Genomic DNA, 25,511 nt, shown 5'->3' on the forward strand with positions numbered 1-25,511 from the left:
GCCCGGAAACGCAGTCATCGCACCGAATGAGTGAGCCTTTTCCCCCCGCCGACGCACCGGGCACCCCTCCCGCCGGGGGCGCTTCGGCGCGTCCGCGGCCGGGGGCGAGCCGCGCCGAAGCCGGCCTGCGGGCGCTCTTCACCGAGCGTCTTGCGGGCCGGCGCGCGGTGCTTCTGCTGGCCGCGGGCGAGGCGGAGTCCAGCGGGCGCGCCGCGCTTTCCGCCGTGGAGCTGGCGACGGCCGCCGCGCGCTTCGGCCGCTCGCCCGTGCTGGCGGACCTGGGCTTTCAGCGCCCCTCGCTGCACCAGGCGCTGGGGCTGCTGGACGGCGCGGGCGTCACCGACGCGGTGTTCGACGGGCTTTCCATCAGCGAGGCCGCGCGGCCGGTGCAGGCGCGCGGGCTTCGCTTCCTCCCCGTCGGCGCGCCGGTCGCGGACCTGGACGAGCTGCTGTCCAGCTTTGGCACCGGGCCGCTGCTGCACGGCGATTCGGATCCCGATCTCCTCCTCTTCCTCTACGTCCCCGCCGGCTCGCCCGGGCTGCACGAGCTGGCCCGCGAGGTAGGCGCGGCCCTGGTCTTTGCCGGCCCCGATGCGCCGCGCGAAAGCTGGGGTCTCCCCGACGAGTGCCGCGTCTTCGCCGTCCTGGCCCCCGCCGCGGCCCCCCGCCGCCGTCCTCCGCCCGCGGAGCCCCCGCCGCCGGTCGCTGAAGCCGCGCCTTTGCTCGCCGAGGCTCCGGCTGACGTTGCGTCTCCGCCGACTGAGATTGAGGCTCCGGGCGACGTTGCGTCTCCGCCGACTGAGACCGAGGCTCCGGTCGCCGACGTCGTGGCCCCGGTCGACATCGCGCCGCCGCTGGTCGAGGTTGAGGCTCCGGTTGCCGAGGTCGCAACTCCGGCCGACATCGCGCTGCCCGCCGAGGCTGAGGCGCCGGTTGGTGAGGTGGTGGCCCCGGCTGACATCACGCCGCCACCTGCTGAAGCCGAGACGCCGGTTCCGGAAGCCGTCGCCTCGTCTCCGCTGGCTGAAGCCGAGGCCCCGGTCGCGGAGATCGTAGCCCCGGCCGACATCGCGCCCCCGTTTGCCGACGCGTCCACATCCGCCGAAGAAGATCGATCGGTGGACGAGGTGCCCGCGACCGCTGAGCCGGTGGCGGACTTCGGCGCGTCCGACAATCCGTTCGCGGCCGCGGACGCGCGGACCGAAGTAGCGGAGGCGGCATCGGCAGTCGAGTCGGCGGATGCGGATCTAGCGGATGCGGATCTAGCGGATGCGGATCTCGCGGACGCGGATCGACGCGGTTCGGACTGGATCGACCCGGAGCGGCCCGAGGCAGATCAGCACGACGTTGCCCTGGCCGACGCGGATCGATCCCACGTTGCCCTGGCCGATTCCGATGGACACGACGCGGAGCGGCGCGCGGCGGATGGGATCGACCTCGAACGACTGGCTGAGGATCGATCCGAAGCTGTCCTGGCCGATGCGGATCGATCCGACGTTGCCCTGGCCGATGCTGATCGGTCTGACGCCGTGCCGGCCGCGGATCCGTCCGAAGCTGTCCCGGCAGATGCGGATCGATCTGACGCTGTCCGGGAGGATGCGTGGGAGGACAGGCCCGCCGCGGTGCCGCCCTACGTGGACACCGAAGCGGGGATCCTGGCCGAGGTGGCCACGCTGGCCCAGGTGCCGGACCGCGACCTCCGCGACGGCTCCGCGCCGGACATCGTTCCGGTGGAGGTCGACGAGCTGGTGCCCAGCTTCGACGCCGTGGACGCCGACCCGTCGGTGGCCCTGCCCGCGGAGGAGGACGCCGGGCGCCCCAGCCGCCGCGGCCGCAGGGGGCGCCAGGACGAGGGCGGGGCGCTGGCGCGGTACGTGGTGCCGCGCCAGGCGGAGTGGAAGGAGTGGCTGATCCGCGCCCAGGCGATCCTCACGCTCGTCGTGTGGACGTACTACATCGTGTGGCGCTGGGGATGGACGCTGAACCCCGACCACCTGTGGTTCGCCATCCCCCTGGCCCTGGCGGAAACGTGGGGGCTGATCTCGGGCTTCCTGTTCGTGCACTCGGTGTGGAGCCTCAAGCACCGCTCCGCCGTAAAGGCGCCGCCGGGGCTGACGGCCGACGTGCTGATCCCCTGCTACGACGAGCCGCTGGAGGTCATCCGCCGCACCGCCGTGGGCGCGCGCAACATGCGCTACCCGCACAAGACGTGGATCCTGGACGACGGCAAGCGCGACGAAGTGCGCGCCATGGCCGAAGAAGCGGGCGTAGGCTACCTGCGCCGCGAGACCAACGAGCACGCCAAGGCCGGCAACCTCAACCACGGCCTGGCGAACACCGAGGGCGAGTTCGTGCTGGTGCTGGACGCCGACCACGTGGCGCTCCCCCACATGCTCGACCGGCTGCTGGGCATCCTGTCGCAGGACCGCACGCTCGCCTTCGTGCAGTCGCCGCAGGACTTCTACAACACCGACGCCTTCACCTACGAGGTCGACGAGACGGGCCGCCGCATGTGGGAAGAGCAGCGGCTGTTCTTTTCCGTGCTGCAGCCCGGCAAGGACGCGCGCGGCGCCGCCTTCTTCTGCGGCTCGGCGGCGGTGCTGCGGCGCGCGGCGCTCGACGAGATCGGCGGGTTCAGCCACCACAGCATCACCGAAGACATCGAGACCTCGCTGCGCCTGCACGCGCGCGGGTGGAAGTCGGCGTTCTACGGCGAGTCGCTGGCGTACGGGCTGGCGGCGGGGTCGGCCGTGGCGTTCCACACCCAGCACCTGCGCTGGGGCCAGGGCGCCATGCAGGTGATCAAGCGCTTCAACCCGCTCTTCACCCGCGGGCTCACGCTTTCGCAGCGGCTCTCGTACTTCGCCTCGCTGACGGCGTACGTGGGCGGGCTGCAGAAGCTGGTGTTCCTGCTGGCGCCCATCGTGTTCTTCCTCACCGGCATTCTGCCCATCCGGGCGCTGAACGCGGGCTTCCTGGCGCGCTTCCTCCCCGTGCTGGCGCTTACGCTGGTGATGTCGATGCTGCTGTCGCGCGGCATCGGCAACCTGCTGATCTCCGAGCGCTTTCACGTCGCCAAGTTCTGGACGTACACCCGCGCTATCTTCAGCATCCTGCGCCGCAAGCCGCTGAGCTTCAAGGTGACGCCCAAGGGGCCGGGGCACGTTCCCTTCGGCACGTACGCGCCGCAGGCGGTGCTGATGGGGGTGACGGCGGCCACGGTGGCGTTCGCCTTCGCGGCCGAGCGGTTCGGCTGGGTGGACTACGGCTGGGAGGGCACGCGGTCGCCGGGGTTCGTGGCGAACATGGTGTGGGCGGCGCTCAACTTCGTGCTGGCCTCGTCGGTGGTGCAGATGAGCCTGCGCATCCGCCAGCAGCGCGCCGACCACCGCTTCCGCGACCAGTTTCCCATCCACGTGCGCATGCGCTCGGCGGAGGGAACGCCGCACAACATGGTGGCGCTCACCGAGAACCTGAACCCCGGCGGCGTGGGCTTTCGCACGGGCGAGCCCATGCGCGTGGGCAGCGAGGTGCGCCTGACGCTGTCGCTGACCACGGGGACCATGAACGTGCGCGGCCGCATCGTGCACTCCAGCCGCATCGAAGACACCGACCCGCCCATGTACCGCAGCGGGGCGGCGTTCGTGGGGCTGCCCGTGCCCGTGCGCGACGCCATCGAGCTTCACTGCACGCAGCACGCGGTGCCGCTGGAGCAGTCGCGCTACCGCACCGCCCTACGCTTTTTGGAGCGTGCCGGCGAGCGGGTGCGCAACCTTCGCGGCGAAACCCGCCACGCGGTGCAGCTTCCCGCGCAGGTGATGCTGCCCCGCGGCAGCCCGGAGCACGCGGGCGGATCTCCGATGGCGTTCCTGGAAGACCTGAGCGAGAGCGGCGCGCGGCTGGTGATGGACCGCCCCGTGTCGCCCGGCACGCCCATCCGCTTCCGCGTTCCCGGCACCAGCACCGAGCGCACCGGCAAGGTCGTCTTCTCGCGCGCCATCGAGACGCCCATCGGCGTGCGGTACGCGGTGGGCGTGGCGCACACCGGCGGCCCGCTGAAGTCGGGATACGGGCGCAAGTCGGGCTACTTCCGCGCCGCCTCGCGCATCCTCAACACCTGACGAGCATGAGCGCGGCTGGATTCGCGTTCTTGATCGCCGCGATTGCGTGGATCGCCGCGGGATTCCGGCAACTCGCTCTATTGCCCCTCGCCCAGCGGTATCGGACTGATCTCAAGCCGGGCGAGCACTTCGGGATGGGAAGCAGCCCGTTCTGGCAGGTGAACGTCTTCCGGGCAAGCAACTACTCGGATGGTCAGGGCCAGGAGATGGTTCGCCGCCTGCGGAGACTGCGGGCCGTTCAGCTGGCCAGCTCCGTGGCGATGCTGATCGCGGCGGCGAAGGCCGGTCTCTCCGGCCTCCTGTAAACGAAAGCGCCCCCGCCGTCATGGCGGGGGCGCTTCGTCGTGCGGGAGCTTCGGCCGATCAGAAGCCGATGCCCCAGCGGACGAAGGTGAGGCGCGCGTACCAGGTGGGGTCGCGCACGTTGTCGTCCTTGTATCCGCCGGCGAAGCTCACCGACGACTGGGTGCTCAGCCCCAGCCGCACCACGGGGCCGAACGAGGTGGACTGGTAGTTCGCCGCGCCGCCCTCGGCGCCGGTCTGCTGCTGCCACACCCCCTCGGCGCCCAGGCCCAGCCGGCCCAGCGGCATCAGCACCTGCCCCTGGGTATAAAGGTACTGCTCGCCCCAGTTGTACGTCGCCAGGCCGAACAGCTCCGGCCGCGTGGCCCACGTCTGCGCCTGCAGCGTGGTGGTCACGCCCGAGCCGCCGCCCTCGCCCTCGACCACGGGCTCGTCGTCGCCCTCGGCGCCCCCGTCCTGCCCCGAGACGAGGTTGTAGCCCACGCGGGCCTCGACGGACCCGCCCATCCCGTACCACCCCAGCCCCACCTGCGGCTGAAACCCGACCAGACTGACCATACTGTCCCGGTCGGGGGTGGTGGGAAACGTGTACTGGAGATAGTAGCCCTGCAGCACGCCCACGGGCTTCAGCCCGAACCCGGACCCGCGCACCGACACCCCCACCAGCCCGATCCCCGTCTCGTTGCCGTCCATCATGCCCGTGGCGAACACGGTGCCTTCCTGCGCCCCCGCGGGGGCGGCCAGAACCGCGGCCAGCAGAGCGGCACCGCCAAGCGACAGCGCGTTGCGCATCACCGTTCCCATCCTCATCCTCGCTTCTCAGTCTCGTCCGCGGGATGTCGCTCCCGCTGGCATCCTGCCCAATACGCGTTCGCCCGTGGAATTTCCATGCCGAACGTCCGCAGTGTGCAATCTGCTACGGTATCACCGTCGCGAACGGGCGGCGGAGCGGCGCCGGGCGGGGGTCTCCAGGCTCCTTTCCGGGCCTGTTCCCGCGGGCTATCTTGGCGCACCCCATCGGCAAAGGCATCCTCAGGCGCGCGGCACGTGGACCCCAATCGCATCCTGATCATCGACTACGGCTCGCAGTTCACGCAGCTGATCGCCCGGCGCATCCGCGAGCAGCGCGTGTACTGCGAAATCCAGCCGCCCACCCGCTCGCTGGAGTGGGTGCGCGAGTGGGCGCCCAGGGGAATCATCCTGTCGGGCGGGCCCTCGTCCGTGTACGGCGAGGACGTGCCCACGGCGGAGCCGGAGCTGCTGCGGATGGGCATTCCCGTCCTCGGCGTGTGCTACGGGATGCAGCTGATCACCTTCCTGGAGGGCGGGGTGGTGGAGCGCGGCCGGCGCGAGTACGGCCGCGCGCACGTGACCATCGACGAGCCCGCGGGGATCTTCGCCGGCTTCGCCCCCGGCGAGCGCACGCAGGTGTGGATGAGCCACGGCGACCACGTGGTGCAGCCCCCCCCGGGCTACCACCGCCTGGCCAGCTCCGACGACGTGCCCTGGTCGGCGTTCGCGGCCGACGACCGGCCCGTGTACGGCGTGCAGTTTCACGTGGAGGTGGCGCACACCGTCCGCGGCGCCGACATCATCGGCAACTTCGTCTTCGGCGTCTGCGGCTGCGAGCCCACGTGGACGGCGGGGTCGTACATCGAGAACGAGATCGAGAAGATCCGCGCCCGCGTGGGTGCCGACAACGTGATCTGCGGCCTGTCGGGCGGGGTGGATTCGTCCGTCGCCGCGTCGCTGGTGCACCGGGCCATCGGCGACCAGCTGACGTGCATCTTCGTGGATACGGGGCTGCTGCGGCACGGGGAGCGCGAGATGGTGGAGCGCACCTTCCGCGCGCACATGGGCATCCGGCTGGAGGTGGTGGATGCGTCGGCGCTGTTCCTGGAGCGGCTGAAGGGCATCGAGGACCCGGAGAAGAAGCGCAAGATCATCGGCAACACCTTCATCGACGTGTTCGAGGACGCCTCGGACCGCCTTGGGGGTGACGCCCAGTACCTGGTGCAGGGAACGCTGTACCCCGACGTGATCGAGTCGCTGTCGGTCAAGGGCCCGTCCGCCACCATCAAGACGCACCACAACGTGGGCGGGTTGAAGGAGAAGATGAGGTTCGCCCTGATCGAGCCGCTGCGCGAATTGTTCAAGGACGAGGTGCGGCAGGTGGGGCGCGAGCTGGGGCTGCCGGAAGAGATGGTGGGGCGGCACCCGTTTCCCGGGCCGGGGCTGGCCATCCGCGTGCTGGGCGCGGTGGATGCGCGCGAGCTGGCCATCCTGCGCCAGGCCGACGTCATCTACCTGGAAGAGATCCGCTCGGCGGGCCTGTACGACGACATCTGGCAGGCGTTCGCGGTTCTCCTCCCCGTGCGCTCCGTGGGCGTGATGGGCGACGAGCGGACGTACGAGAACGTCTGCGCCCTGCGCGCGGTCACCAGCCGCGACGGCATGACGGCGGACTGGTACCCGTTCCCGCACGACGTCCTCGCCAGGATTTCGACGCGGATCATCAACGAGGTCACCGGCATCAACCGGGTGTGCTACGACATCTCGTCCAAGCCCCCGGCGACGATCGAGTGGGAGTAGCGACGTGAGTGGGTGAGTCCGCCCGCGAAGAACGCCCCGCCCGGGGAGGTCCCGGGCGGGGCGTTCTTCGTTGGGGCCAGTCGCCTGATCCACCCGGATTTCTCAGGCGCCGGCCAGATTTTCGGCTTTCAACCTCCTGGATGATCGGCCTTCCTACGCCGGGTTGACGGCCCGGAGCAACTTTCTCGCGCACCCTGGAACGGTGCGTCGCGGCGGCCGTGGACCCAGCCGCCGCCCCCCTCATCATCTTCGATCGGAGAGATCACCATGGCTGTCAGGTTGGATTACCACGCGCTCCGCGCGATGGCGGAGTGCGCCAGCAGCGTCCGCGGAAAGAAGTTCTGGCTGGTGGTGCACGAGCTGGGGTGGGACATGGTGCACGAGGAGCCCGAGCCGGGGCCGTACACCGTCGTCATCGAATGCGAGAACTCGGCGGTGAGCAACGAGGCCAAGGTGGATGTGGCCCTGATCGGATCGGGAATGCTTGCCGACGCTGGCGAGCCGGACCCAACCGACGTTCAGTCCGTGCTCGCCCGGGGGAGCGCGGGCGATGGGACCAACAAGCCCCGCGTGGTGAACCTGCTGGACCTGTACGACCAGAAGCCGAAGGGGGGCGAGCCGACCCCCGCGGACGCGGTGTTCTGGAGCGAGTCGGCGGTGGAAAAGTTCCTGGTTCCGTACTATGCCTCCGTCGCCGGCGACCGGGCCGAGCAGGCGGTGGGCAAGCTGCTGAACGTCTTCAATCGGGGGCGACAGAAGCGGGACGACGTGGTACTCGACGACGCGGAGCCGTTCGCCATCGCCCACATTCCGAAGTCGGAGTACGTGACGGTGGATGGCGAGCAGCCGGCCGCGACCGGGCTTCACGTGCTGGCCGTCTCCTCGTCGGAGGGGGTCAGCGCGACGCCGCTGGAGCAGTTCCCGCCGAAGAAAAAAGATCGCGAAAGAGCGGGTCACGGCGAATGAAGCCGCCCAGTGCGGGACGGGCCGCCACCAGCCCGTCCAGCAGCCGCCGCGCCTGGGCGCGCTCGCCCAGCATCAGCCGCACGTACGCCTCGTCGTAGGCCAGCGACAGGCGCAGGTCCTCGTCGGTTCCCGCATCGCGCCGCGCCCGGGCCAGCTCTGCCCGGGCGCGCTGCGCATCCCCCGCCCGCGCAGACACGGAGGCCGCCACCACCCGCCGGTAGACGGGGCTGTAGCCGCGCCCTTCGGCGGCGGCGCGGGCGGGCGGGTCCACCCGCTCCATCACCTCCACCAGATGCCACGCCAGCGCCGGGTCCGCCGGCCGCGAGCGGTCTTCGCGCATCAGCGTCAGCCGGCACTCCGTGAAGCGCCAGTCGTCGGGAAACTGGCTGCGCCCGCGGTCGCACCACTCGCCCGCGCCGCGGTAGTCCTCCAGCATCACCCCGCTGCTGTACAGCCGGTGAAGCACGTCGGCCGCGCCGTCCAGCCACGCGTCTTCTTCCAGCGCCCGCCGCGCGGCCAGGTCGCCCTCCGCGAGGCGACCGCGGTATCGCAGCACCTGGCTGAGGCGGCTCCACGCCGTGGCCAGCGACGGGTCGGCGGCCACCGCGGCGCGCAGGTCGCGCTCGGCGCCCTCCAGCCGCGACGTGTCGGCGGCGGCGCCCTCGGACTGCACCGCGCTCCAGAACACCGCGAACCCCCGCAGCTCCAGCGCCCGCGCGTCCCCTGGATCCCGCGCCAGCACCTGCCCGGCGCGCTGCAGCGCCAGCGCCACCAGCGCGGCACGCTCCGAGCCGGCGCGGGCTGCGCGGTCCATGGCCACCCACCCGCGCAGCAGCCGGGGGCGCGCCCACCGCGGGTCCGCCGCCTCGGCCTGGGCCAGCAGCGAATCGGCGCGGGCCAGCAGGCGAAGCCACGAGCCCGCGTCCACCGGGTGGCGCCGGGTATCCAGGCTGCGTACGTCGTCGCGGACCTGCTCGGCCTGCAGCACCAGCGCCAGGGCATCGGCGCTTTCGGTTTCGGCGCGGTGCTGGCGCAGGCGCACCTGTCGGCCCAGCCGCCGGCGCAGCGACGCGGCCACCTCCTGCGACACGGCGCGCTGCAGCGCCATCACGTCGCCCATGGGCCGGCCGATGACGCGGCTTTCCAGGTGCGCCTCGGTGGAGGCGTCGATCAGCTGCACCGTGACGAACACGCTGTCGCCGGAGCGCTGCAGGCTCCCCTCCACCACGCTGCCCACCCGCAGCGCGTCCACCAGGCTGTCGAACGGGGCGGCGCGGTCGCGGTACGGCTTCACCCCGTTTCGGGAGATGACCTCCAGCGCCTCTACCTGGCTGAGCTCGTGGATCAGCGACTCGGTGAGGCCGCTGGCCAGGTAGCGCAGCTCCTCTCGCGGCGAGTGGTCGTCGAAGTAGAGAACGGCGATGCGGCGCGGATCGGACGAGTCGTCGGCGGCGAGCGCCTGCGCCGGCTCCGAACGCCGCGTCAGCAGGGCCAGCAGCAGCCCCACCGCCAGCCCCAGCACCCCCGCGAGCCGAGGCAGCCTCCGGCGCGCGGGTGATGGGATTGCCAGCCGCGGCGGCGTAGCACGCTCCGAATCGATCGAGGGGACGAGAGCTGGAGGAGCGCGATCCACCGTGGCGGCCGGCGCATCCGCGTCGATGACCCCCGCCGCGCCGCCCGGCGTGGGCACGGTCCGATCTGCATCCTCCGCCGCATCCGCGGGAACCGTCACATCCACCGTCGCGTCCCTGGTCCCCGGTGACGCTGGGACCGGGGCGTGCGCGGGGTCCGCAACCGGCGCGGAAGCCCGCGGACCGGACGGAGCGGTTTCCGTCGCCGCCGCCGCGCCCACGGTAAAGCGGGGCGGGGGAGGGGGCGCGGGGGTGCGTACCGGGTCCGTGCGCAGGCGCTCCACCAGCGCTTCCATCTCGGCGTCGTCGTCCACGCCCAGCTCTTCGCGCATCAGGGCGGCGTGGGTGGCGGCGTAGCGCAGGGCGGCCGCGCGCTCGCCGGCCGCGTCCAGCGCGCGCACCAGCCGCAGCGCCACCCGCGAGCTGTACGGGTCGTGCACCGCCAGCGCACGCCACCAGTCCACGGCCCGCAGCGCGCTTCCCTCGGCCTCGGCGGCATCGGCCAGCTGCTCCAGCGCGCGGGCGTAGGCGCGCGCCAGCCGGTCGCGCTCCCCCTCCACCCACCGCTCGAACTCGGGGGCATCGGCCACGTAGAAGCCGTCCAGCAGCGGGCCGCCGTACACCCGCGCCGCCTCCTCCAGCTTGCCCGCCTCCAGCGCCGATTCGAACTCGCCCACGTCGCTGGCCACCACGGCGGGGTCCAGCCGCACCTCGTCGCCCGACGAGGACAGTCCCTCGCCCACCTCCTTGCGCAGCACGTACAGCGACTCCGACAGCGTGTGGCGCGCGGCCTCGGTGGAGTGCTCGGGCCACAGCAGGCCGATCACCCGCTCGCGCCCCACCGCGCGCCCGCGCGCCAGGGCAAGAATGGCGAGCAGGGCGATGCGCCGCTTGTGGGCCGCACGCCCGGCAACCGGTCCGGAGGGGCCCCTAAGTACGGGACTGCCAAGGAGTTGAATCGTAAACGCGGGGGGCGGCGAAGAGATCAACGCACGAACTGAAAGTGGCGGGGGAAGGAGGTTGAGAGCGGCGGATCATATTGGCGGCGGATTCCGGCACGCACAAGCGCCGGAGCGTCCAGCGTACCCATGCCTGCCGCAGCCAGGGATGCCTCGGCGGGCACTCTTCCCCCGCATCCCGCACGAGGAGAAGCACACATGAGCGTCGTGGACCAGGACACCGCCACCGAGCACGAGGCCCGTTCGGCCGACACACTGGCCGCCGTGCAGGCCGGCAGCCTGAAGGCCGCGGGCGAGCAGCGGCTGCAGGGCGCCGGAGCGGAGTGGACGGCCGCCGGTACCTGCACCTTCGCCACCGCCTTCATCTGGGGGAACGTCAGCGCCGACCTGACGTTCTCCACCGGCGAGCAGATGAACTTCTACGGAGAGCACTGGGGACTGGGGCTGGGCGGCGGCACCAGCTACGGCGCCGCCGTGTTTTCCATGCCCCCCGCGGCGCTGGTGGGCGGCGGAACGTACGAGGTGCACTCGGTGGCCGGCGTGGGCGGCTTCGTCCAGGTGGTCTTCTTCAGGGACGGCGGGGCCGTGGGCGTGTTCACCGGCGCCGCGCTGGCCGTCAACGCCTCGGTCGGCGGCGGCAGCGGCACCTGGACCCTGCGCTGACCGGCGGCGCCTGCCCCACCCGTTCCACCCCGGACGCCCGCGGGACGAGCCCGCGGGGTCCATTTCCGAACCTCCAAGCACAGGGAGCATCATCATGAGCGTTCTGGACCAGGAAACCACCGAGACGTACCGCGAGCGCGCCGCCCAGGCCCACGCCGCCACCCTCGCCGCGTGGAACGACGAGTTCGGCGGCGGCACGGCCGCGGCCCTGGACGCCGGCGTTTCCGGTATGCACGGGGCCACGGGCTCCGTCACCCTCGCCACCGCGTTCATCTGGGGCACCGTCGTGGCGCAGCTCAGGTTCGACGACGGCACGTCCATGGAGTTCAACGGCAAGCACTGGGGCGTGGGGCTGGGCGGCGGGATCGTGTGGGGAGCGGGGGTGTTCAACGTGAATCCCTCGGAGCTCACCGGCTGGGGGACGTACACCGTCGGCACCGGCGGCGGCACCCTGAACATCACCTTCTACAAGAACGATCTCCCGGTGGGCACGTTTGCCGGTGCCGGGCTGAGCGTGGGCCCGGCGGTGGTGGGCGGCTCGGGCGAGTGGCGCAGGAGCTGATCCCGTTTCGGGTGCCGGGACCCACGTCCCGGACCGAGTCCCCTTCGTGCGCCCGGCCCCGGCCGGGCGCACGACGTTTTCATCCGCACGTTGCGCCGCGTCCGCCGCCCCCGCACTTTCGATCCGTCGGCTCTCGCACCCCCTTTCCTGACGCGCTCCCATGCACCTCGGCCGCCTGATCCTCGCGCTCGCCGCGATCGCCATCGCCACCCCCGCCGCCGCGCAGACCGCGGGCGAGCGGCTGGAACGACTGTTCGCGGACGACTGGGAGTTCCGCCTGCGCGAGAACCCCACGTTCGCCACCGGCCTGGGCGACACGCGCTACAACGACCGCCTGGACCCCGTCTCCCTGGCCGACGTGCAGCGGCAGACGGAGGAGAACCGCCGCTTCCTCGCGCGCCTGCGCGCCATCCCGCGCGACTCGCTGGCCCCGGGTGTCCGCATCGACTACGACATCTTCGCCCGCCAGAAGGAAGAAACCATCCAGGAGGTGGAGCTGGGGCTTCACCTGATCCCCATCACCAACCGCGAGGGGTTCCACACCTGGTTCCCGGAACTGGGCGAAAACGTACCGCTCGCCACCGTCGCCGACTACGAGAACTACATCGCCCGGCTGCGCGCCTTTCGCCCCTGGGTGGCGGACCACGTGGCCCTGATGCGCGAGGGCATCCGGCGTGGCATGGTGCTCCCCTCCGCGTCGCTGCAGGGGATCGAGGGGACCATCCAGCCCCACGTCGTCGACGACCCCGCGAAGAGCCTGCTCTGGAAGCCCTTCGCCGACTTTCCGGCCGCGGTGCCCCAGGCCGAGCGCGAGCGGCTGGCGGCGGCCGGGCGCGCGGCCATCCAGGAGGGCGTCGTCGCCGGCTACCGCGACTTCCTGGCGTTCATCCAGCGCGAGTACGTTCCCGGCGCGCGCCGCGGCATCGCCGCGTCGGAGCTGCCCAACGGGCGCGCCATCTACGCCCAGCGCGTGCGCAGCTACACCACGCTGGACCTTACCCCCGACCAGGTGCACGAGACCGGCCTGCGCGAGGTGGCCCGCATCCGCGCCCGCATGGACTCGCTGATGCGCGCCACCGGCTTCACGGGCACCTTCCCCGAGTTCGTCCACTTCCTGCGCACCGACCCGCGCTTCTACGTCGCCACCCCCGAGGCGCTGCTGGAGCGCACCTCGCTGGTCCTCAAGCGCATGGACGGCGAGCTGCCGCGCCTGTTCACCCGGCTGCCGCGCATGCCGTACGGCATCAAGGAGATCCCGGCCTACATCGCGCCGCGGACGACCACCGCGTACTACTCGCGCCCCTCCGGCGACGGCACCCGGGCGGGGACGTACTGGGTGAACACCTACGACCTGCCCAGCCGGCCCACGTACGAGATCGAAGCCCTCTCCTTCCACGAGGCCGTGCCGGGACACCACCTGCAGATCGCCCTGCAGCAGGAGCTCGAGGGGCTGCCGCGGTTCCGCCGCTTCGCCAGCTTCACGGCGTTCGTCGAGGGATGGGCGCTGTACGCCGAGCAGCTGGGCTACGAGACGGGCTTCTACCAGGACCCGTACAGCCAGTTCGGCCAGTTGACGTACGAGATGTGGCGCGCCTGCCGCCTGGTGGTGGACACGGGGATGCACTGGAAGGGGTGGACGCGGCAGCAGGCCATCGACTTCATGGCCGCCAACAGTGCGCTCACCCTGCTGAACATCACCAACGAGGTAGACCGCTACATCGCCTGGCCCGGGCAGGCGCTGGCGTACAAGACGGGGCAGATGAAGATCAGCGAGCTGCGCGCCGAGGCGCAGGCGGCGCTCGGAGACCGGTTCGACGTCCGCCGCTTTCACGACGTGGTGCTGGGCTCCGGCTCGGTGCCGCTGATGGTGCTGGAGGAGAACGTCCGCGCGTGGATCGCGGAGCGGAGGGCGGCGGACTAATCCGGAGCTCGTGGCTGAGCTGATAAGGGTTTGACGCGCTGCTTTCCTTCAAGGGGCAGCCGTGTACGACCGGTCGTCGCAGGCCCCGATCAGGAGGATCCCGATCCATGCAGCCGGAATCGTCTTCGCACCGGTCATTGCTCGCTCCCCCCTTCTTGCACGATCACCTCTTCGAACTCGGTGACGGCTCCGGGGCGGATGGGAACCTCAAAGCTCCCGGTACCCCTTCCCGTCCCATTCGCCCCGGGGAGTGATCCGGCCCCGTGCACCACGGTTGGCTGGTTTTCGCTGGGTGCGAGCAACTGGCCACGCGCGCCCAGATACACCTCCCGCACTTCCATGCCCCGTGACCCGCGGGCGCTGCGGACCCGTAGCGGGCGGTCCAGGCTAAGTTTCCACGGCCACTCGGAAGGCAGGAGGTAGCGTCCGGCGTTGAGACGCTCCGGAACCGCGGTGATGCGCGCGCCGGTGCGCCTTCCGACTTGCTCGACGGCCTCCTCGGGTCCGATCCATCGGTGCCGGGCAGTGTCCCTCGGGAAAGGGTAAGCGCCGATGTCCCCGCCGCTCAGGAGCGGCGGGATATATCGGCCGCGGTCGTCGATCCGCGCGCCCGTGTTGTGCACCGAAACCCTGATGAGGAGCACGGGCTCGGGGCCGTCGCGGAAAACTACGACGTAATGGGGACCGTAGAACCGGCGGCTGGCCGGGTGGAATTCCGGGGGGATGCGCTGGTAGTCGTATGGAGTCTCCGTGTAGAGGACGCGGGGGTCCATCTCCAGACGCTCGAGGCGGATGGGCCCGCCGCGCTCCCTTGGGTCCTCCCACGCGCGGATGAACACGGGACCGTACGAACGAAGAAAGCCTTTCGCGAGCTCGCCCGCGCGCTCCCTGCTGATCCTGGGGCCGCCAGAGCCGTCCGGTGGGGCCGGGAAGGTGAACCTCCCGTCGCTGTCGAGGCCCAGCACCGCCTCGCCGGTGACGAACTCCCTGATGTCAGGAGGCGCGGCGGGCGCCTGCATGAGCCGATTCCCGTCGCAGCCCGCCAGGGCCGCGATACCGACCAAAAACCCAAGATGGAGGGTGGCGGTCTTCGACCATGGGGGGAGGGGCGGGTGAGGCATGGGGGCCTTTCCCTGTGGGAGGGTGTGGGACATGTTTTGCCGCAAGAAGTGCGCCTCGGGTCGTTCGGCATCGATCAGTCCCGCGGCTCGCCCGGAGTGTGCTCCGTCCGGCAGCGACCCCCGAGCACGGGCGTCGGTGAGTGCGTCGATGAGTGCGTGAGTGCGTGAGTGCGTGAGTGCGTGAGTGCGCCATGGTTGACGCCGTGCGCGTGATCCCCGCACCTTGTGGCCATCCGCCCCTCGTCCCGCCGACCGGTTCTCCCGTGCCCAACCCGCTCTCCCGCACCCTGCGCGCCTACGCTGCCGACGCGCGCGCCGCCGCCACCAGCGCGCCGGTCGAGGTCGCGCTCGGCCTGCTCCTCGCGGCCAGCCTTTCCGTCCAGGTCCGCACGAAGGGCTTCGACGAAACGGAGTGGGTGCGGCTGGCCGGCACCGTCGTGCTCGCGTTTCCGCTGGTGTTCGCCGCCAGCGTCCTTCGGGCGCGGGGGGTGATCTCCGCGTCCGCCCGGTGGACCGCCACGGCCGCGATCCTGGGGGGGTGCCTCCTGTTCGGCCTGCTGTGGTTCGACCCCGATCGCTCCGCCCACGGCTGGCGGTGGTTCATGCTGACGGACGCGGCCGTGCTGGTGCTGGCGATGAGCTCCGGCGTGCCCCCGGCCGAACGCGACCGCCGCCGCTCGTGGGCGTTCACGTGGCGCGCCGCCGAGCGGCTGGTGGGCGTGGCCCTCTACGCGGTGGCGCTGTACGGCATCCTGGCCGGCGCCTTCGCGGCCGTGGTCAACCTGTTCGACCTGAAGCAGCCCCAGCACCTGTTCACCGACCTGGCGGGCGCGGTGTTCTTCGGCGTGGCGCCGTGGATCTTTGTGGGCGGCATCCACCGGCTCGTCGCGCCGCCGCCGGAGGGGGTGCCCGTGGCGGTCAGCCGGCTGGGGCGGTGGCTGTACGCACCCGTGCTGGTCATCTACCTGGCCATCCTGTACGCGTACGCCCTCAAGGTGGTGGCCACGGGCGAGCTGCCCAAGAACCTCGTGTCGCCGCTGGTCATCGCCGCGGGGATGATCGGCTTCGTCGGCGCCGTGCTGCTGGAGCCGGTGCACGCGGACGACGAGCACCGGGGGCTCTCGCTCCTGGTGCGCTGGATGCCGGCGCTCCTCCTCCCGCTCCTTCCGCTCGCCTTCTGGGCCGTGCTGGAACGGCTGGGGCAGTACGGGTGGACGGAGTTCCGCTACCTGCGCGTCGCCATTCTGGGGGTCCTGCTGGTCCTGGCGGTGCTGGGCACGGTGCGCCTGGCCCGCCGCGGCGCGCCCCTGATGTCCACCATCCCCGTCGTGATGGCGGGCGCCCTGCTGGCCGCCGCGGTCGGCCCGTGGGGCGCGCTCGCCGTGTCGAAGCGCGACCAGACGGCGCGGCTGCGGTCCGCGTTCGCGGAGGCGAAGATCGACCCCCGCCGGGTGCCGGCCGACACCGTGACGCTCGACACGGCGCTGTACGACCGGCTCAGCGGCAGCGCGGAGTACCTGCTGAAGGCCCACGGGCGGGGGGCGCTGCTGGCCGTGGTGCCCGGGGCGCCGGACGGCTCGGCCTGGCAGGTGGCCGCGGAACTCGGCATCGTGCGCGGGTGCGGCCGCGACGTGGCCTGGCAGACCTCCACGTTCGACTGGGGGGGCGGCATCCCGGGGGTGGCCGGCGGCACGCTGGTGCCCGTCACCATCCAGGACGGCCTGGCCATGCAGGTGCAGGCCGCCGGCGCCACGTACCGGCTGACGCTGATGCGGGAACGCGTGGCCGTCGAGGGGCCGGCGTGGCGCGCCGAGGCGCCGCTCTCTCACCTGCGGCGACAGGCGATGGCGGGGCACGAAAACGCCTGCGATCATAGGCGGCCCCCACGCGCGCTGCCCACGGCCCTGGCCCGCGTGGACCTCGTGGATCCGCGGGGCCGGCTGCGCGCGCAGCTCCTGATGGAGGCGGTGACCATCGGCGACGGGCAGGAACAGCAGGGCGTCATGACCTATCCCGTGCCCAGCGCGACCTCCACGGTCATGGCGGCGGACACCACGCCCGCCACCCCGGGAACCGCCATCCGCTACCTGCGCGGACATCTCGTGATCCCCGCTAGCCGGTAGTCTGGCGCGACGGCGCAACCCAGCCCTCCACGACCCGCCGGAACGCCGGTCGTCATCCGGGCTTGGTGCCGCCCCTCGGCGAGCGATCAGATCTGGCCGGGGATCTGGGCGGGCTGGGTAACCCCTCCACCCCAGCGGAACAGCCGGCCGTCGGTGGTCAGCCCCGAAACCTGGTTCCAGGCCCCGAGGTCCTTGAACGTCAGCCCTCCCGATACCAGCACCGGAACGCGGCTCGCCGAGGTGGTGCCGTTCCCCAGCTGGCCCGCGTCGTTCGCTCCCCAGCAGAAGGCGCGGCCGTCCGTCGCCAGGGCGCAGGTGGTATTGGCCCGCGACGCGGCGATGAGCGAGAACGTGACGCCGCCGGCCTGCACGGCCACGGGGGTCTCCGACGAGGCCGAGGTCCCGGTGCCGAGCTGCCCGTGGGAGTTGCTGCCCCAGCAGTAGGCGCTTCCGGCCGTGGTGATTCCGCAGCTGTGGGCGCTCCCCACGGTGATCTGCGAGAACGTGAGGCCGCCCTGGACGGCTACGGGTTCGGGGCTGGCGGGAACGCCGGAGTTCTGCTGAACCGGGGCCAGCGTACCGAGCTGCCCCAACTGGTCGGAGCCCCAGCAGTAGGCGGCGCCGGCGGACGTGAGCGCACACGCGTGGCTGTCGCTCTCGCTCAGCCGCGTAAACGTGAGGCCGCCCACCACGGGTCCGACGGGCATCCATTTGCGCGGGATGCTGGTGTCGATTTCTCCGTTCCCGGCCTGGCCCATCTGGTTCGGCCCCCAGCAGTATGCCTGTCCCGACGCGTTCAGGTCGCATCGCGCGGAATAGGGCACGAACCCCGTGGCATAGGAAAACTCGCGCTCCGCCCCGTTGGCGAGGATGCACCGGATCGCGTTGGCCCCCACCCGGCCACAAACCGCGTCCGTCCCGGCGCCGATCCTCGTTACCGCCCGCAGCCCCAGCGGAATCTCGGGCGCGATCCGCTGGGTCGAGGGGAGCTGCGGGCACAGCGCCGTGCCCGCCGCATTCACCCCGCATCGACCGGTGGGGTCTACCCACTCCAGGCGGGGGCGCCGGACCGCCAGCAGGGCCGTTCCCGTCCTGCCTTCGAGCGAGGCCTGCACCGACGTGGTCACGGGCCCGGTGCTGAAGTCCAGGGTGCGGCCGTACACCGTCGCCGTCGAGCCGGCCGCGCGCAGCGTGGCGGCGTTGGGCTCGGTCGCCGTCCACGAGATGGGGGCGCCCACCAGGACCTCGCCGCTGGCGCCGAAGGCGGTCGCCGTCACCTCCACGCTGTCGGCGATCAGCACGGTGCCGCTGGCGGGGCTCACCGTGATCGAGGCCGGTGCCCACGCCACCGTGGCCGTGAACCCGGCCGCCGGGCCCCCGGCGGACAGTGTGGCCGTCGCCGTCTGGCTGCCGCCCTGCTTGGGTGTCCACTGCGCCTGGGCGGTTCCATCGGCGCCGGTGCTCCCCGGGTTGGGCGTGAGGACCGATGTCCTGCTCGCCGTCCACGAGATCGTGGCTCTCGGCACCGGGTTCCCGTACACGTCCGTTGCGCGCACCACGAGCGGGCTGCCCAGCGGCACGGTGGCCGAACCGCTTTGGCCGGATCCGGACACCGCCACCAGTGACGTAGCCGCGCCGCTCGTGGCCGTGGCGGTCAGCTCCGCGGCGGCCACGCCCGGGGTAGCGGCCGTCGCGGTCAGCGTGCCCGTGCGCTCGCCCAGCGTCCACCGTGCGGACACCCGTCCCTGGGCGTCGGTGACGGTGGACACCGGGTTCAGGATCCCCGAGTTCATCCCCACCGACCAGGTGACGGGGGCGCCCGCGATCGTGCGGCCGTCCGCCAGGCGAAGCTCGACGACCACGGGCTCCGGGAGCTGCTGCGCAACCGGGCCGGACTGCCCGTTGCCGGAGACCGCTGCCAGCACCGCGGTCGGGGGAACGGTGGCCGTCGCCGTGAACCGCGCTTCGAGCGAGCCGAGCACGGCCACGGCGGCGTGCGCGCTGTCCACCCGCGTGCCCAGGGTCCACCGGCTGCGCGCGACGCCGGCGTCGTCGGTAAGCGATTGGGCGGGGGCGGCCGTCCCTCCGCCCCGTTCGACGGACCACGAGACGGTGGCGCCCGGGACGGGGTTGCCGAACGCATCCGTGATCCGCACGGCCAGCAGGTCCGCCGTCGCGCTCCCCGCGTGCGCCGTCTGGCCGTCGCCGCCCAGCGCGGCCATCGCCGCGGGTGCGGCCGCCGTGGCCGTGGCGGCGAACAGGGTGGTAAGCGTTCCCGCCGTCGCGGTAGCGGTCTGCGTGCCGGCACCCGTGCCGAGCCCCCAGGTGGCGCGGGCCAGCCCCTGGTGGTCCGTCACCGCCGTGGCTGGGGCCACCGAGCCGCTGTTCCCGGCCGCCACCCAGGTGACGGTGGCGCCCGCGACGGTCCGCCCGTCGGGGAGCGAAAGGCGCACGACCAGCGGCTGGCCCAGCTCCGTACCGGCCGTGGCGTTCTGGCCGTCACCCGACAGCTTGGCCAGCGTGGCCCCGAACGGCAGGCCCACCGTGGCCGTGAACTGGGCGCGCGTGGCCAGCGAGAGGGCCGCCTCGGCCACGTGGGTGCTGTCCACGCGGGTGCCCAGCGTCCACTGGGCCCGGGCGATGCCCTGTGCGTCCGTGGCCCCCTGCGCCGGCGAGATGGAGCCCCCACCCGCGGCCACGAACCACACCACCGGCGTGCCGGGAACCGGGTTGCCGTGCCTGTCCGTGACCCGCGCGGCCAGCGAATCGCCCAGCGCGCCGCCGGCCACTCCCGTCCGGGCGGCCGCGCCGATCACCGCGATGGCGTGCGCGGCGTCCGGGCTGGCCACCGCGCGGAACCTGGCGAACACCAGCGCCTGCCCCGTGCCGCTCTCCACCGCCCGGGCCTCCACGCGCTGCGTGTCTCCGGCAACGGTTCCCAGCGTCCAGCGCTCCTGCGCCAGGCCGTCCTTGTTGGTCGTGGCGGCGCCGGCGAACACCTGCCCGCCCCCCGCCGTTACGACGAAGTTGACGATCTGGTCGGGTACGGGGTTTCCCTTGGCGTCCACCACCCGAACGACCAGGGGCGCGGGCACGTCGGCCCCCGCGACGACGCCGGGCTGCATGTCGCCGGACACCACGACCATGCTGGCGGGAACCCCCGGCTCCGTGCTTGCGGCGGGGTTTTCGCATCCCAGCGCCAGGAGAGAGGCGAGGGCCAGCGCGGGAAGGAATCGGATACGCAGCATGGAGCAACCCGGGGGGCTGGAGACAGGCGAGAACGACGTGGCTGGCGGCTCCCGGACGCAATCCCGGAGCATGTTGAATACATACGAAACCCGGCAAACGCGCAATGAGCCGGAACCCGCCCCAATTCAGCTTCCATCGGCACCCGTTTCACCTGCGCGCGCGCGGGTCAGGGTGTGACGGTGACCGTCACGGTGTCCGTCCCCAGGTAGTACACCGCACTTTTGTCGGCCCACTGCACCGTGAAGACCACCGTGGCTGCCTCGCCGGGAAGCGGCACGGTGATGTCGATCCCGGAACGGCCGGTCAGGGCCGGCAGGACGAGCGTCGAACCCATGTACACCCAGGAGTACAGGTCGGCGCAGTCGTCGTCCACGTTGTGGGTCTGCCATGAGCAGGTGGCGCGGATGCGGATGCTCCCCCGGGCCGTCGCCGGGTCGGTGGACGGCTCCACGATGACGACCACGGGATTGGGGGAGTGGGGCGCCTCGAACGTCGCCGCACGGCTGTTCCCCGCCGCGTCCGTCGCGATGATCGTACCCGTGTACGCTCCGCCCGCCACGCTGGCCAGGTCGATCTCCCCCCGCCAGAGCCCGGTGGAATTGTCGTACGAAAGCTCCCCTTCACGCCCCGCGATGCTGGCGCGGACGCGGAGGATGGCTCCGGCGGTGGAACTGACCCTGGCCTGCGCATAGCCAGCGTAGTGGCCCCGCGCGCCCCTGCCGCTGACGTCCGTCACCGTGACGGGCCCGGCAACGGACACGGCCGCGCCGGAAGTCGCGTTGCCGGCGCGGATGCCGATCAGGTGGTCCGCCTGCAGCGACGTGACCGTCAGCGTGGCGCGCGCGATGCCGTCGCCGCCGGTCCTGGGGGCGGTGGGAGTCAGGGTGGCGCCCCCGGGGCTGCTCAGCGTCCATTGCACCGGAGTGTTGGGCAACGGGCGTCCCTTGGCATCGAGCACCAGGAACGAGTACTCGGTCGACGAGTTCGCCGCCACACTGGATGGCGCGGTGGCCTTCGCGACCGACACGGGCAACAGGAGCTTCGCGGCGAACTGCACCGGCCCCAGCCCCGGCGCGGTCGCCGCCAGCGTCTGGACGGCAGTGCCCGGGCCCAGCACCCAGTTCACCGTCGCCACACCGTCCGCGTTCGTGTGCGTGCCGGCGGCCGAAACGGTGCCTCCGCCCGAAGTGACGGCCCAGGTGACGCTCACCCCCGGCACCCTGTTCCCGTACTGGTCGGTCACACGCACCGCGGGCGCCGGCGCAACGTTCGTTTCCGGGGCCGCCTCGCCCTCGCCCACCCAGGCCGCCGACATGCTGGCGGGGACGTCGGGAACGCCGATCGCGCGGAAGGTGTCGAAGACGATGGCCTCTCCTGTGGCGGCGTCCACCGCCCGGGCCTCCACCCGCTGCGTGTCGCCGGCCACGGTGCCCAGCGTCCAGCGCTCCCGCGCCTCGCCCTGGGCATTGGTGATGGCGGCCCCGGCGAACACCGATCCGCCGCCGGTGATGACGACGAAGTTCACCAGCTGGTTCTTCACAGGGCGGTCGCGGTCGTCCACCACGCGGACCACGAGGGGCTGCGCCACCTCCTTGCCCACCGTGTCGGACTGCATGTCGCCGGACACCACCTCCACGCGGGCGGGGCGCTGGCCGCCGCCCACCACTTCGCCGTTGCACGCCGCGGCGAGCAATCCCAACAGGAGCGCCGCCGCGCCCGCCATCATCTTCATGCCGTCCGCCCCTGTTCGTCGTCGTCCGCCACGGCGCCCATGCGCCCCAGCTCTTCCGCCACTTCCTCCGCCTCCATCCGCGCGCCCAACTCCGCGTACAACCTGTGCGCCTCGCGCAGCCGGGCGGCCGCGGCTTCGGAATCGCCCCGCCGTGCCTCGACCCTGCCGTACTGATGCTGCGTCGCGGCCACTTCGAACGCGGGAAGCTCGTGGTCGCGGCACACCTCCAGCGCCTGCTCGTAGAACAGGAACGCCTCGGTGTCGCCGCGCTCCGCCGCTGCGGCGCCCAGCGCCCGGTACACGTCCGGCAGCTTCAGCACCGCGCGGGAGTGGATGGCCAGCGCCTCGGCGTCGCGCGCGACGGTGAAGGCCTCGCCGGCGCGGCCCTGGCGCAGCAGGGGCTCGGAAAGCCCCACCATCACCGCCACGCGAACGACCGGGTCCAGCTCCCGCGCCAGTGCCCGGCCGAAGGCTGCTTCGGCCTCGGCCGCCTGGCCGCGGGCCAGGTGCAGGCGCCCCCAGGCGTGGTCCACGAACCCCATGACCGCGTCGCCCAGCCCCGCGGCGCTCTCCTCCCCGCGCGCCAGCCACTCCGCCGCGGCACCGAGGTCGCCCAGGCGGCGTTCCACGACCGACAGCCCCACGCACAGGTGCACGTACTCCACGGTGGACGGGCGTGCCGGGCAGCGCTCCACGCCGCGCAGGTACCAGGCGCGCGCCTCGCTCCAGCGGCTCTGGTCCACGTGCACGTTGCCCAGCCCCTGGCACGCCACCACGGCGCCCATGTCGTCGCGCTGGGCGACGGACACTTCGTAGCCCTCCTCGTACCGCCTCGCGGACAGCTCCCACTGGCCCATCGCACGGGCGACGCGGCCCAGCCGGCGAAGCGCCAGGCCCTCACCGCGGCGGTCGCGCGGCTTGCGGCCGAACTCCAGCGCCCGCTCGTAGAAGTGCTGGGCCGCGAGCAGCCGCCGCTCGCCCTCCTCCACCTCCCCGGCGGCCACCAGGTGCCGTGCGGCTTCGGCGACGTCGCCCCGTTCCAGTGCGGCCAGGGCGCGAACGGTGTGGCGCATCACCATCTCCACGCGGCGGCGCACCCGGTCGGCGAGCGCTTCGATCTGGCCTTCCAGCGCAGCCGGGTCCGCCAGGCGCATGTCGATGGTGCCGTACTCCCCCGCCGAGCCCCACGCCAGCCCGCCGTCCGCACGCGAGACCGACAGCAGCGCCTGGCGCAGGTGCGCCAGGTCATCCGTTTCGGGGATGGCCTTCAGCGCGGCGTCGATCTTCAGGGGTCGCTGGGTCACGCGTGGTCGATGGACGGGCGGTCGGCTGCGGTCATGGGCCGATGCAAGGGCACGTGCCGTTCCGTGGCGGCGACCGATGGAAAGTGTTGCCGTTGCTCCCGTTTACCCGCCTCGGCGATGCCGCGCGACGGGCAGGCTGCCGGTTTTTGTAGCAGCGCGTTGCAGGAACCGGCAGGGTGGGGAGACGTCGATCTGGGTTCGGCGGCGTGTCGCGCCGGAGGAGGAGAGAACTACGGCGGGGGTTCGACAGGGGTCCGGCGAATGCCGCGGCCGCCCCCTCCCCCGGCCTCTCCGCCATACACCCCACGGGGGAGATGAGAATTCGATTGCACGACGGCAGGCCGCGCGCGCTCGACTGGCTCCCTTCCCCCGCGCAGTTTGCGGGGGAAGGGTTGGGGATGGGGGGCGCCGGCCCGAGCACAAAGCTCCGCCTGGGACACGCCCAGGCCTGTAGTGGACCCCCTCTCCCACGCTGCTTGTGGGAGAGGGTCGCACGCGTGTCAGCGCGGCGGGGTGAGGGCCCCACGGCAGCCGGGGCCGCGGCAACGGTGACCGCTGCCGCGCCCGGGCTGGTACGCGCCCCAGGCCAGATCCTTCGGCCCGCGAAGCAGGTGCTACGGGCCGGTCGGGTGCGCCTGGGCCTCAGGATGACAGCCCGTGGTCGCCGGGCAGCTTCGGGGATGTCACCCCGGGATCACGCCATACTCGATGGCTTTGCGCGAAACGGTGTTGCGGTGCATGTCCAGGATCTCCGCGGCGCGCCCGAAGTGCCCGTCCACCTGCCGCAGCACCTGGCCGATGTGAAGCGCCTCCGCCTGCGCCATCGTCATTCCCAGGGAGTAGCCGGGCAGCGACTCGGCCCCGCCCTCCGCCGCCTTCGCCGGAGCGGCCGCGGGCCCCAGCTGAAGGTGCTCCACCTGCAGCACATCGCCCGGGGCCAGCAGCACCGCGCGCTCCAGCACGTTGCGCAGCTCGCGGACGTTGCCCGGCCACGCGTGGGCCTCCAGGCTGCGCAGGGCCGCGCCGGCGATGCCGCGCAGCTCGCGCCCGTGCTCGCCCGCGAAGCGCGCCGCGTAGTGCAGCGCCAGGGCGCGCACGTCGCCGGGGCGCTCGCGCAGGGCGGGCAGGTGCAGCCTCACCACGGCCAGGCGATAGAACAGGTCTTCGCGAAAGTCGCCCGAGGCGATCAGCGACGGCAGGTCGCGGTGCGTGGCCGCCACCACGCGCACGTCCAGGCGAATGCGCTCCTCGCCGCCCAGCCGCTCGATCTCCCGCTCCTGCAGCGCCCGGAGGATCTTGGCCTGCAGCACCAGGCTCATGTCGCCGATCTCGTCCAGGAACAGCGTGCCGCCGTTCGCCCGCTCGAACCGGCCCACCTTGCGCGCGACGGCGCCGGTGAACGCGCCGCGCTCGTGCCCGAACAGCTCGCTTTCCAGCAGGTCCTCGGGAATGGCGGCGCAGTTCACGGCCACGAAGGCGCCGCCCGCCCGCCGGCTGGCGGCGTGCAGCGCGCGGGCGACCAGCTCCTTCCCCGTTCCCGACTCGCCGGTCACCAGCACCGTGGCATCGCTTCCCGCCACCCTGCCGACGGTCTGGAAGGCCTCGACCAGCGCGGGGCTGCTCCCCACCAGCTCGTCCCCGGATGCGGCCGCGGGCGGGGGAAGCGCGACGACGTCGCCGCCGGGCGGGGCGGGGGAGAGCAGGGCCGCCAGCCGGTCGACGTCCAGCGGAACGGTCAGCAGCTCGGCCGCGCCCAGGCGCGGGGCCTCGATGGCCAGGCGCAGCGACGGCGCGCGGGCCACCAGCACCAGCGTCCCCGCGTGGGGCGCCGCCGCGATCCGGCGGATGACGGCCCCGTCCTCGTCCACCGCCGACGCCAGCAGCACCGTCGCGTCATGCCGAGAGGCGGAGAGCGCGCGCAATCCGTCCCCGAGCGTCGCCGCGGCGCTCAACCCCGCGCCCGCACGCTGGCAGGCGGCACGCACGGCGTCGCGAACCTCCGCATCATCCCCGATCAGCAGGACCGTGCGATCCGCCATCCATCCTCAATTTGCAAAATGTGACGGCGCGTCCGGCAGAAGCATGTCACAAAATTCGGCAGAAGGGAAGGTGCTCGTGCGGGCGTCGGCAGAAAACCAGCAACGGGCGCACTTCGACCTCGGCACTCAGGCACTCACACAGGCGGAGGACGCCGGGAAACGGAGAAAGGACGTGAGCTCTGCGCCCGCGTCCTTTCCGTGCTCCGTTCCCGTGACCGCCCCGTA

General features: G+C 72.3%; 15 protein-coding genes. 8 read left to right on the forward strand and 7 right to left on the reverse strand.

The window, feature by feature from the left end; all coding sequences use genetic code 11:
• Positions 1-26: 26 nt before the first annotated feature.
• Positions 27-4,121 (forward strand): glycosyltransferase, encoded by a 4,095-nt coding sequence (locus VGB24_RS13095; protein WP_331073394.1) that lies wholly within the window; start codon positions 27-29, stop codon positions 4,119-4,121.
• Between the two features lie 5 nt (positions 4,122-4,126).
• On the forward strand, positions 4,127-4,426 hold the full coding sequence (locus VGB24_RS13100; protein WP_331073395.1) for a hypothetical protein: 300 nt from the start codon (positions 4,127-4,129) through the stop codon (positions 4,424-4,426).
• Positions 4,427-4,484: 58 nt separating this feature from the next.
• Here VGB24_RS13100 and VGB24_RS13105 read toward each other — a convergent pair whose 3' ends face one another.
• Complete coding sequence (locus VGB24_RS13105; protein WP_331073396.1) at positions 4,485-5,234, reverse strand: hypothetical protein; 750 nt, start codon at positions 5,232-5,234, stop codon at positions 4,485-4,487.
• A gap of 237 nt (positions 5,235-5,471) precedes the next feature.
• Between VGB24_RS13105 and guaA the strand changes: the two genes are divergently transcribed.
• Together guaA and VGB24_RS13115 are read left to right on the forward strand one after the other, a co-directional pair.
• Positions 5,472-7,016, forward strand: coding sequence for a glutamine-hydrolyzing GMP synthase (gene guaA, locus VGB24_RS13110; protein ID WP_331073397.1), 1,545 nt, complete (start codon positions 5,472-5,474; stop codon positions 7,014-7,016).
• 267 nt (positions 7,017-7,283) lie between these two features.
• Positions 7,284-7,982, forward strand: coding sequence for a hypothetical protein (locus VGB24_RS13115; protein ID WP_331073398.1), 699 nt, complete (start codon positions 7,284-7,286; stop codon positions 7,980-7,982).
• On the opposite strand, the gene VGB24_RS13120 is transcribed toward VGB24_RS13115, so the two are convergent.
• Positions 7,912-10,440, reverse strand: coding sequence for a BTAD domain-containing putative transcriptional regulator (locus VGB24_RS13120; RefSeq protein ID WP_331073399.1), 2,529 nt, complete (start codon positions 10,438-10,440; stop codon positions 7,912-7,914). The genes VGB24_RS13115 and VGB24_RS13120 overlap by 71 nt on opposite strands.
• A gap of 330 nt (positions 10,441-10,770) precedes the next feature.
• Here VGB24_RS13120 and VGB24_RS13125 point away from each other — a divergent pair, with 330 nt between their 5' ends.
• The 3 genes from VGB24_RS13125 to VGB24_RS13135 all read left to right on the forward strand — a co-directional run bounded on the left by VGB24_RS13125 (position 10,771) and on the right by VGB24_RS13135 (position 13,718).
• The gene (locus VGB24_RS13125) at positions 10,771-11,235 is read left to right on the forward strand and encodes a hypothetical protein (protein WP_331073400.1); all 465 of its coding nucleotides are present in this window, start codon (positions 10,771-10,773) and stop codon (positions 11,233-11,235) included.
• Between the two features lie 94 nt (positions 11,236-11,329).
• Positions 11,330-11,797 carry a hypothetical protein gene (locus VGB24_RS13130; RefSeq protein WP_331073401.1) on the forward strand — a complete coding sequence of 156 codons (468 nt, stop codon included), beginning with the start codon at positions 11,330-11,332 and terminating at the stop codon, positions 11,795-11,797.
• Between the two features lie 160 nt (positions 11,798-11,957).
• The gene (locus VGB24_RS13135) at positions 11,958-13,718 is read left to right on the forward strand and encodes a DUF885 domain-containing protein (protein WP_331073402.1); all 1,761 of its coding nucleotides are present in this window, start codon (positions 11,958-11,960) and stop codon (positions 13,716-13,718) included.
• Between the two features lie 134 nt (positions 13,719-13,852).
• Here the strand turns inward: VGB24_RS13135 and VGB24_RS13140 are convergent, their stop codons facing one another.
• Positions 13,853-14,737 carry a hypothetical protein gene (locus VGB24_RS13140; protein WP_331073403.1) on the reverse strand — a complete coding sequence of 295 codons (885 nt, stop codon included), beginning with the start codon at positions 14,735-14,737 and terminating at the stop codon, positions 13,853-13,855.
• Between the two features lie 365 nt (positions 14,738-15,102).
• Between VGB24_RS13140 and VGB24_RS13145 the strand changes: the two genes are divergently transcribed.
• Positions 15,103-16,962, forward strand: a complete 1,860-nt coding sequence (locus VGB24_RS13145) for a DUF4153 domain-containing protein (RefSeq protein ID WP_331073404.1) — start codon at positions 15,103-15,105, stop codon at positions 16,960-16,962.
• An 86-nt stretch (positions 16,963-17,048) separates the two neighbouring features.
• On the opposite strand, the gene VGB24_RS13150 is transcribed toward VGB24_RS13145, so the two are convergent.
• The 4 genes from VGB24_RS13150 to VGB24_RS13165 all read right to left on the reverse strand — a co-directional run bounded on the left by VGB24_RS13150 (position 17,049) and on the right by VGB24_RS13165 (position 25,286).
• Positions 17,049-20,210, reverse strand: a complete 3,162-nt coding sequence (locus tag VGB24_RS13150; protein WP_331073405.1) for an Ig-like domain-containing protein — start codon at positions 20,208-20,210, stop codon at positions 17,049-17,051.
• A 167-nt stretch (positions 20,211-20,377) separates the two neighbouring features.
• Positions 20,378-21,943: an Ig-like domain-containing protein gene (locus VGB24_RS13155; RefSeq protein ID WP_331073406.1), complete on the reverse strand. Its 1,566-nt coding sequence runs from the start codon at positions 21,941-21,943 to the stop codon at positions 20,378-20,380.
• Positions 21,940-23,247 (reverse strand): tetratricopeptide repeat protein, encoded by a 1,308-nt coding sequence (locus VGB24_RS13160; RefSeq protein ID WP_331073407.1) that lies wholly within the window; start codon positions 23,245-23,247, stop codon positions 21,940-21,942. Before VGB24_RS13160 ends, VGB24_RS13155 begins: the two co-directional genes overlap by 4 nt.
• Positions 23,248-23,930: 683 nt before the next feature.
• On the reverse strand, positions 23,931-25,286 hold the full coding sequence (locus VGB24_RS13165; protein WP_331073408.1) for a sigma-54 dependent transcriptional regulator: 1,356 nt from the start codon (positions 25,284-25,286) through the stop codon (positions 23,931-23,933).
• Positions 25,287-25,511 lie beyond the last annotated feature (225 nt).

Source organism: Longimicrobium sp., assembly GCF_036399935.1.
In the GTDB taxonomy this organism is placed as follows: domain Bacteria; phylum Gemmatimonadota; class Gemmatimonadetes; order Longimicrobiales; family Longimicrobiaceae; genus Longimicrobium.

What these genes read in the sequence shown, in the direction of transcription:
- VGB24_RS13095 (WP_331073394.1), top strand. Translation starts at nt 27, where the DNA reads ATGAGTGAGCCTTTTCCCCCCGCCGACGCACCGGGCACCCCTCCCGCC.
- VGB24_RS13100 (WP_331073395.1), top strand. Translation starts at nt 4,127, where the DNA reads ATGAGCGCGGCTGGATTCGCGTTCTTGATCGCCGCGATTGCGTGGATC.
- VGB24_RS13105 (WP_331073396.1), bottom strand. Translation starts at nt 5,234, where the DNA reads ATGAGGATGGGAACGGTGATGCGCAACGCGCTGTCGCTTGGCGGTGCC.
- VGB24_RS13115 (WP_331073398.1), top strand. Translation starts at nt 7,284, where the DNA reads ATGGCTGTCAGGTTGGATTACCACGCGCTCCGCGCGATGGCGGAGTGC.
- VGB24_RS13125 (WP_331073400.1), top strand. Translation starts at nt 10,771, where the DNA reads ATGAGCGTCGTGGACCAGGACACCGCCACCGAGCACGAGGCCCGTTCG.
- VGB24_RS13130 (WP_331073401.1), top strand. Translation starts at nt 11,330, where the DNA reads ATGAGCGTTCTGGACCAGGAAACCACCGAGACGTACCGCGAGCGCGCC.
- VGB24_RS13135 (WP_331073402.1), top strand. Translation starts at nt 11,958, where the DNA reads ATGCACCTCGGCCGCCTGATCCTCGCGCTCGCCGCGATCGCCATCGCC.
- VGB24_RS13140 (WP_331073403.1), bottom strand. Translation starts at nt 14,737, where the DNA reads ATGCAGGCGCCCGCCGCGCCTCCTGACATCAGGGAGTTCGTCACCGGC.
- VGB24_RS13150 (WP_331073405.1), bottom strand. Translation starts at nt 20,210, where the DNA reads ATGCTGCGTATCCGATTCCTTCCCGCGCTGGCCCTCGCCTCTCTCCTG.
- VGB24_RS13155 (WP_331073406.1), bottom strand. Translation starts at nt 21,943, where the DNA reads ATGAAGATGATGGCGGGCGCGGCGGCGCTCCTGTTGGGATTGCTCGCC.
- VGB24_RS13165 (WP_331073408.1), bottom strand. Translation starts at nt 25,286, where the DNA reads ATGGCGGATCGCACGGTCCTGCTGATCGGGGATGATGCGGAGGTTCGC.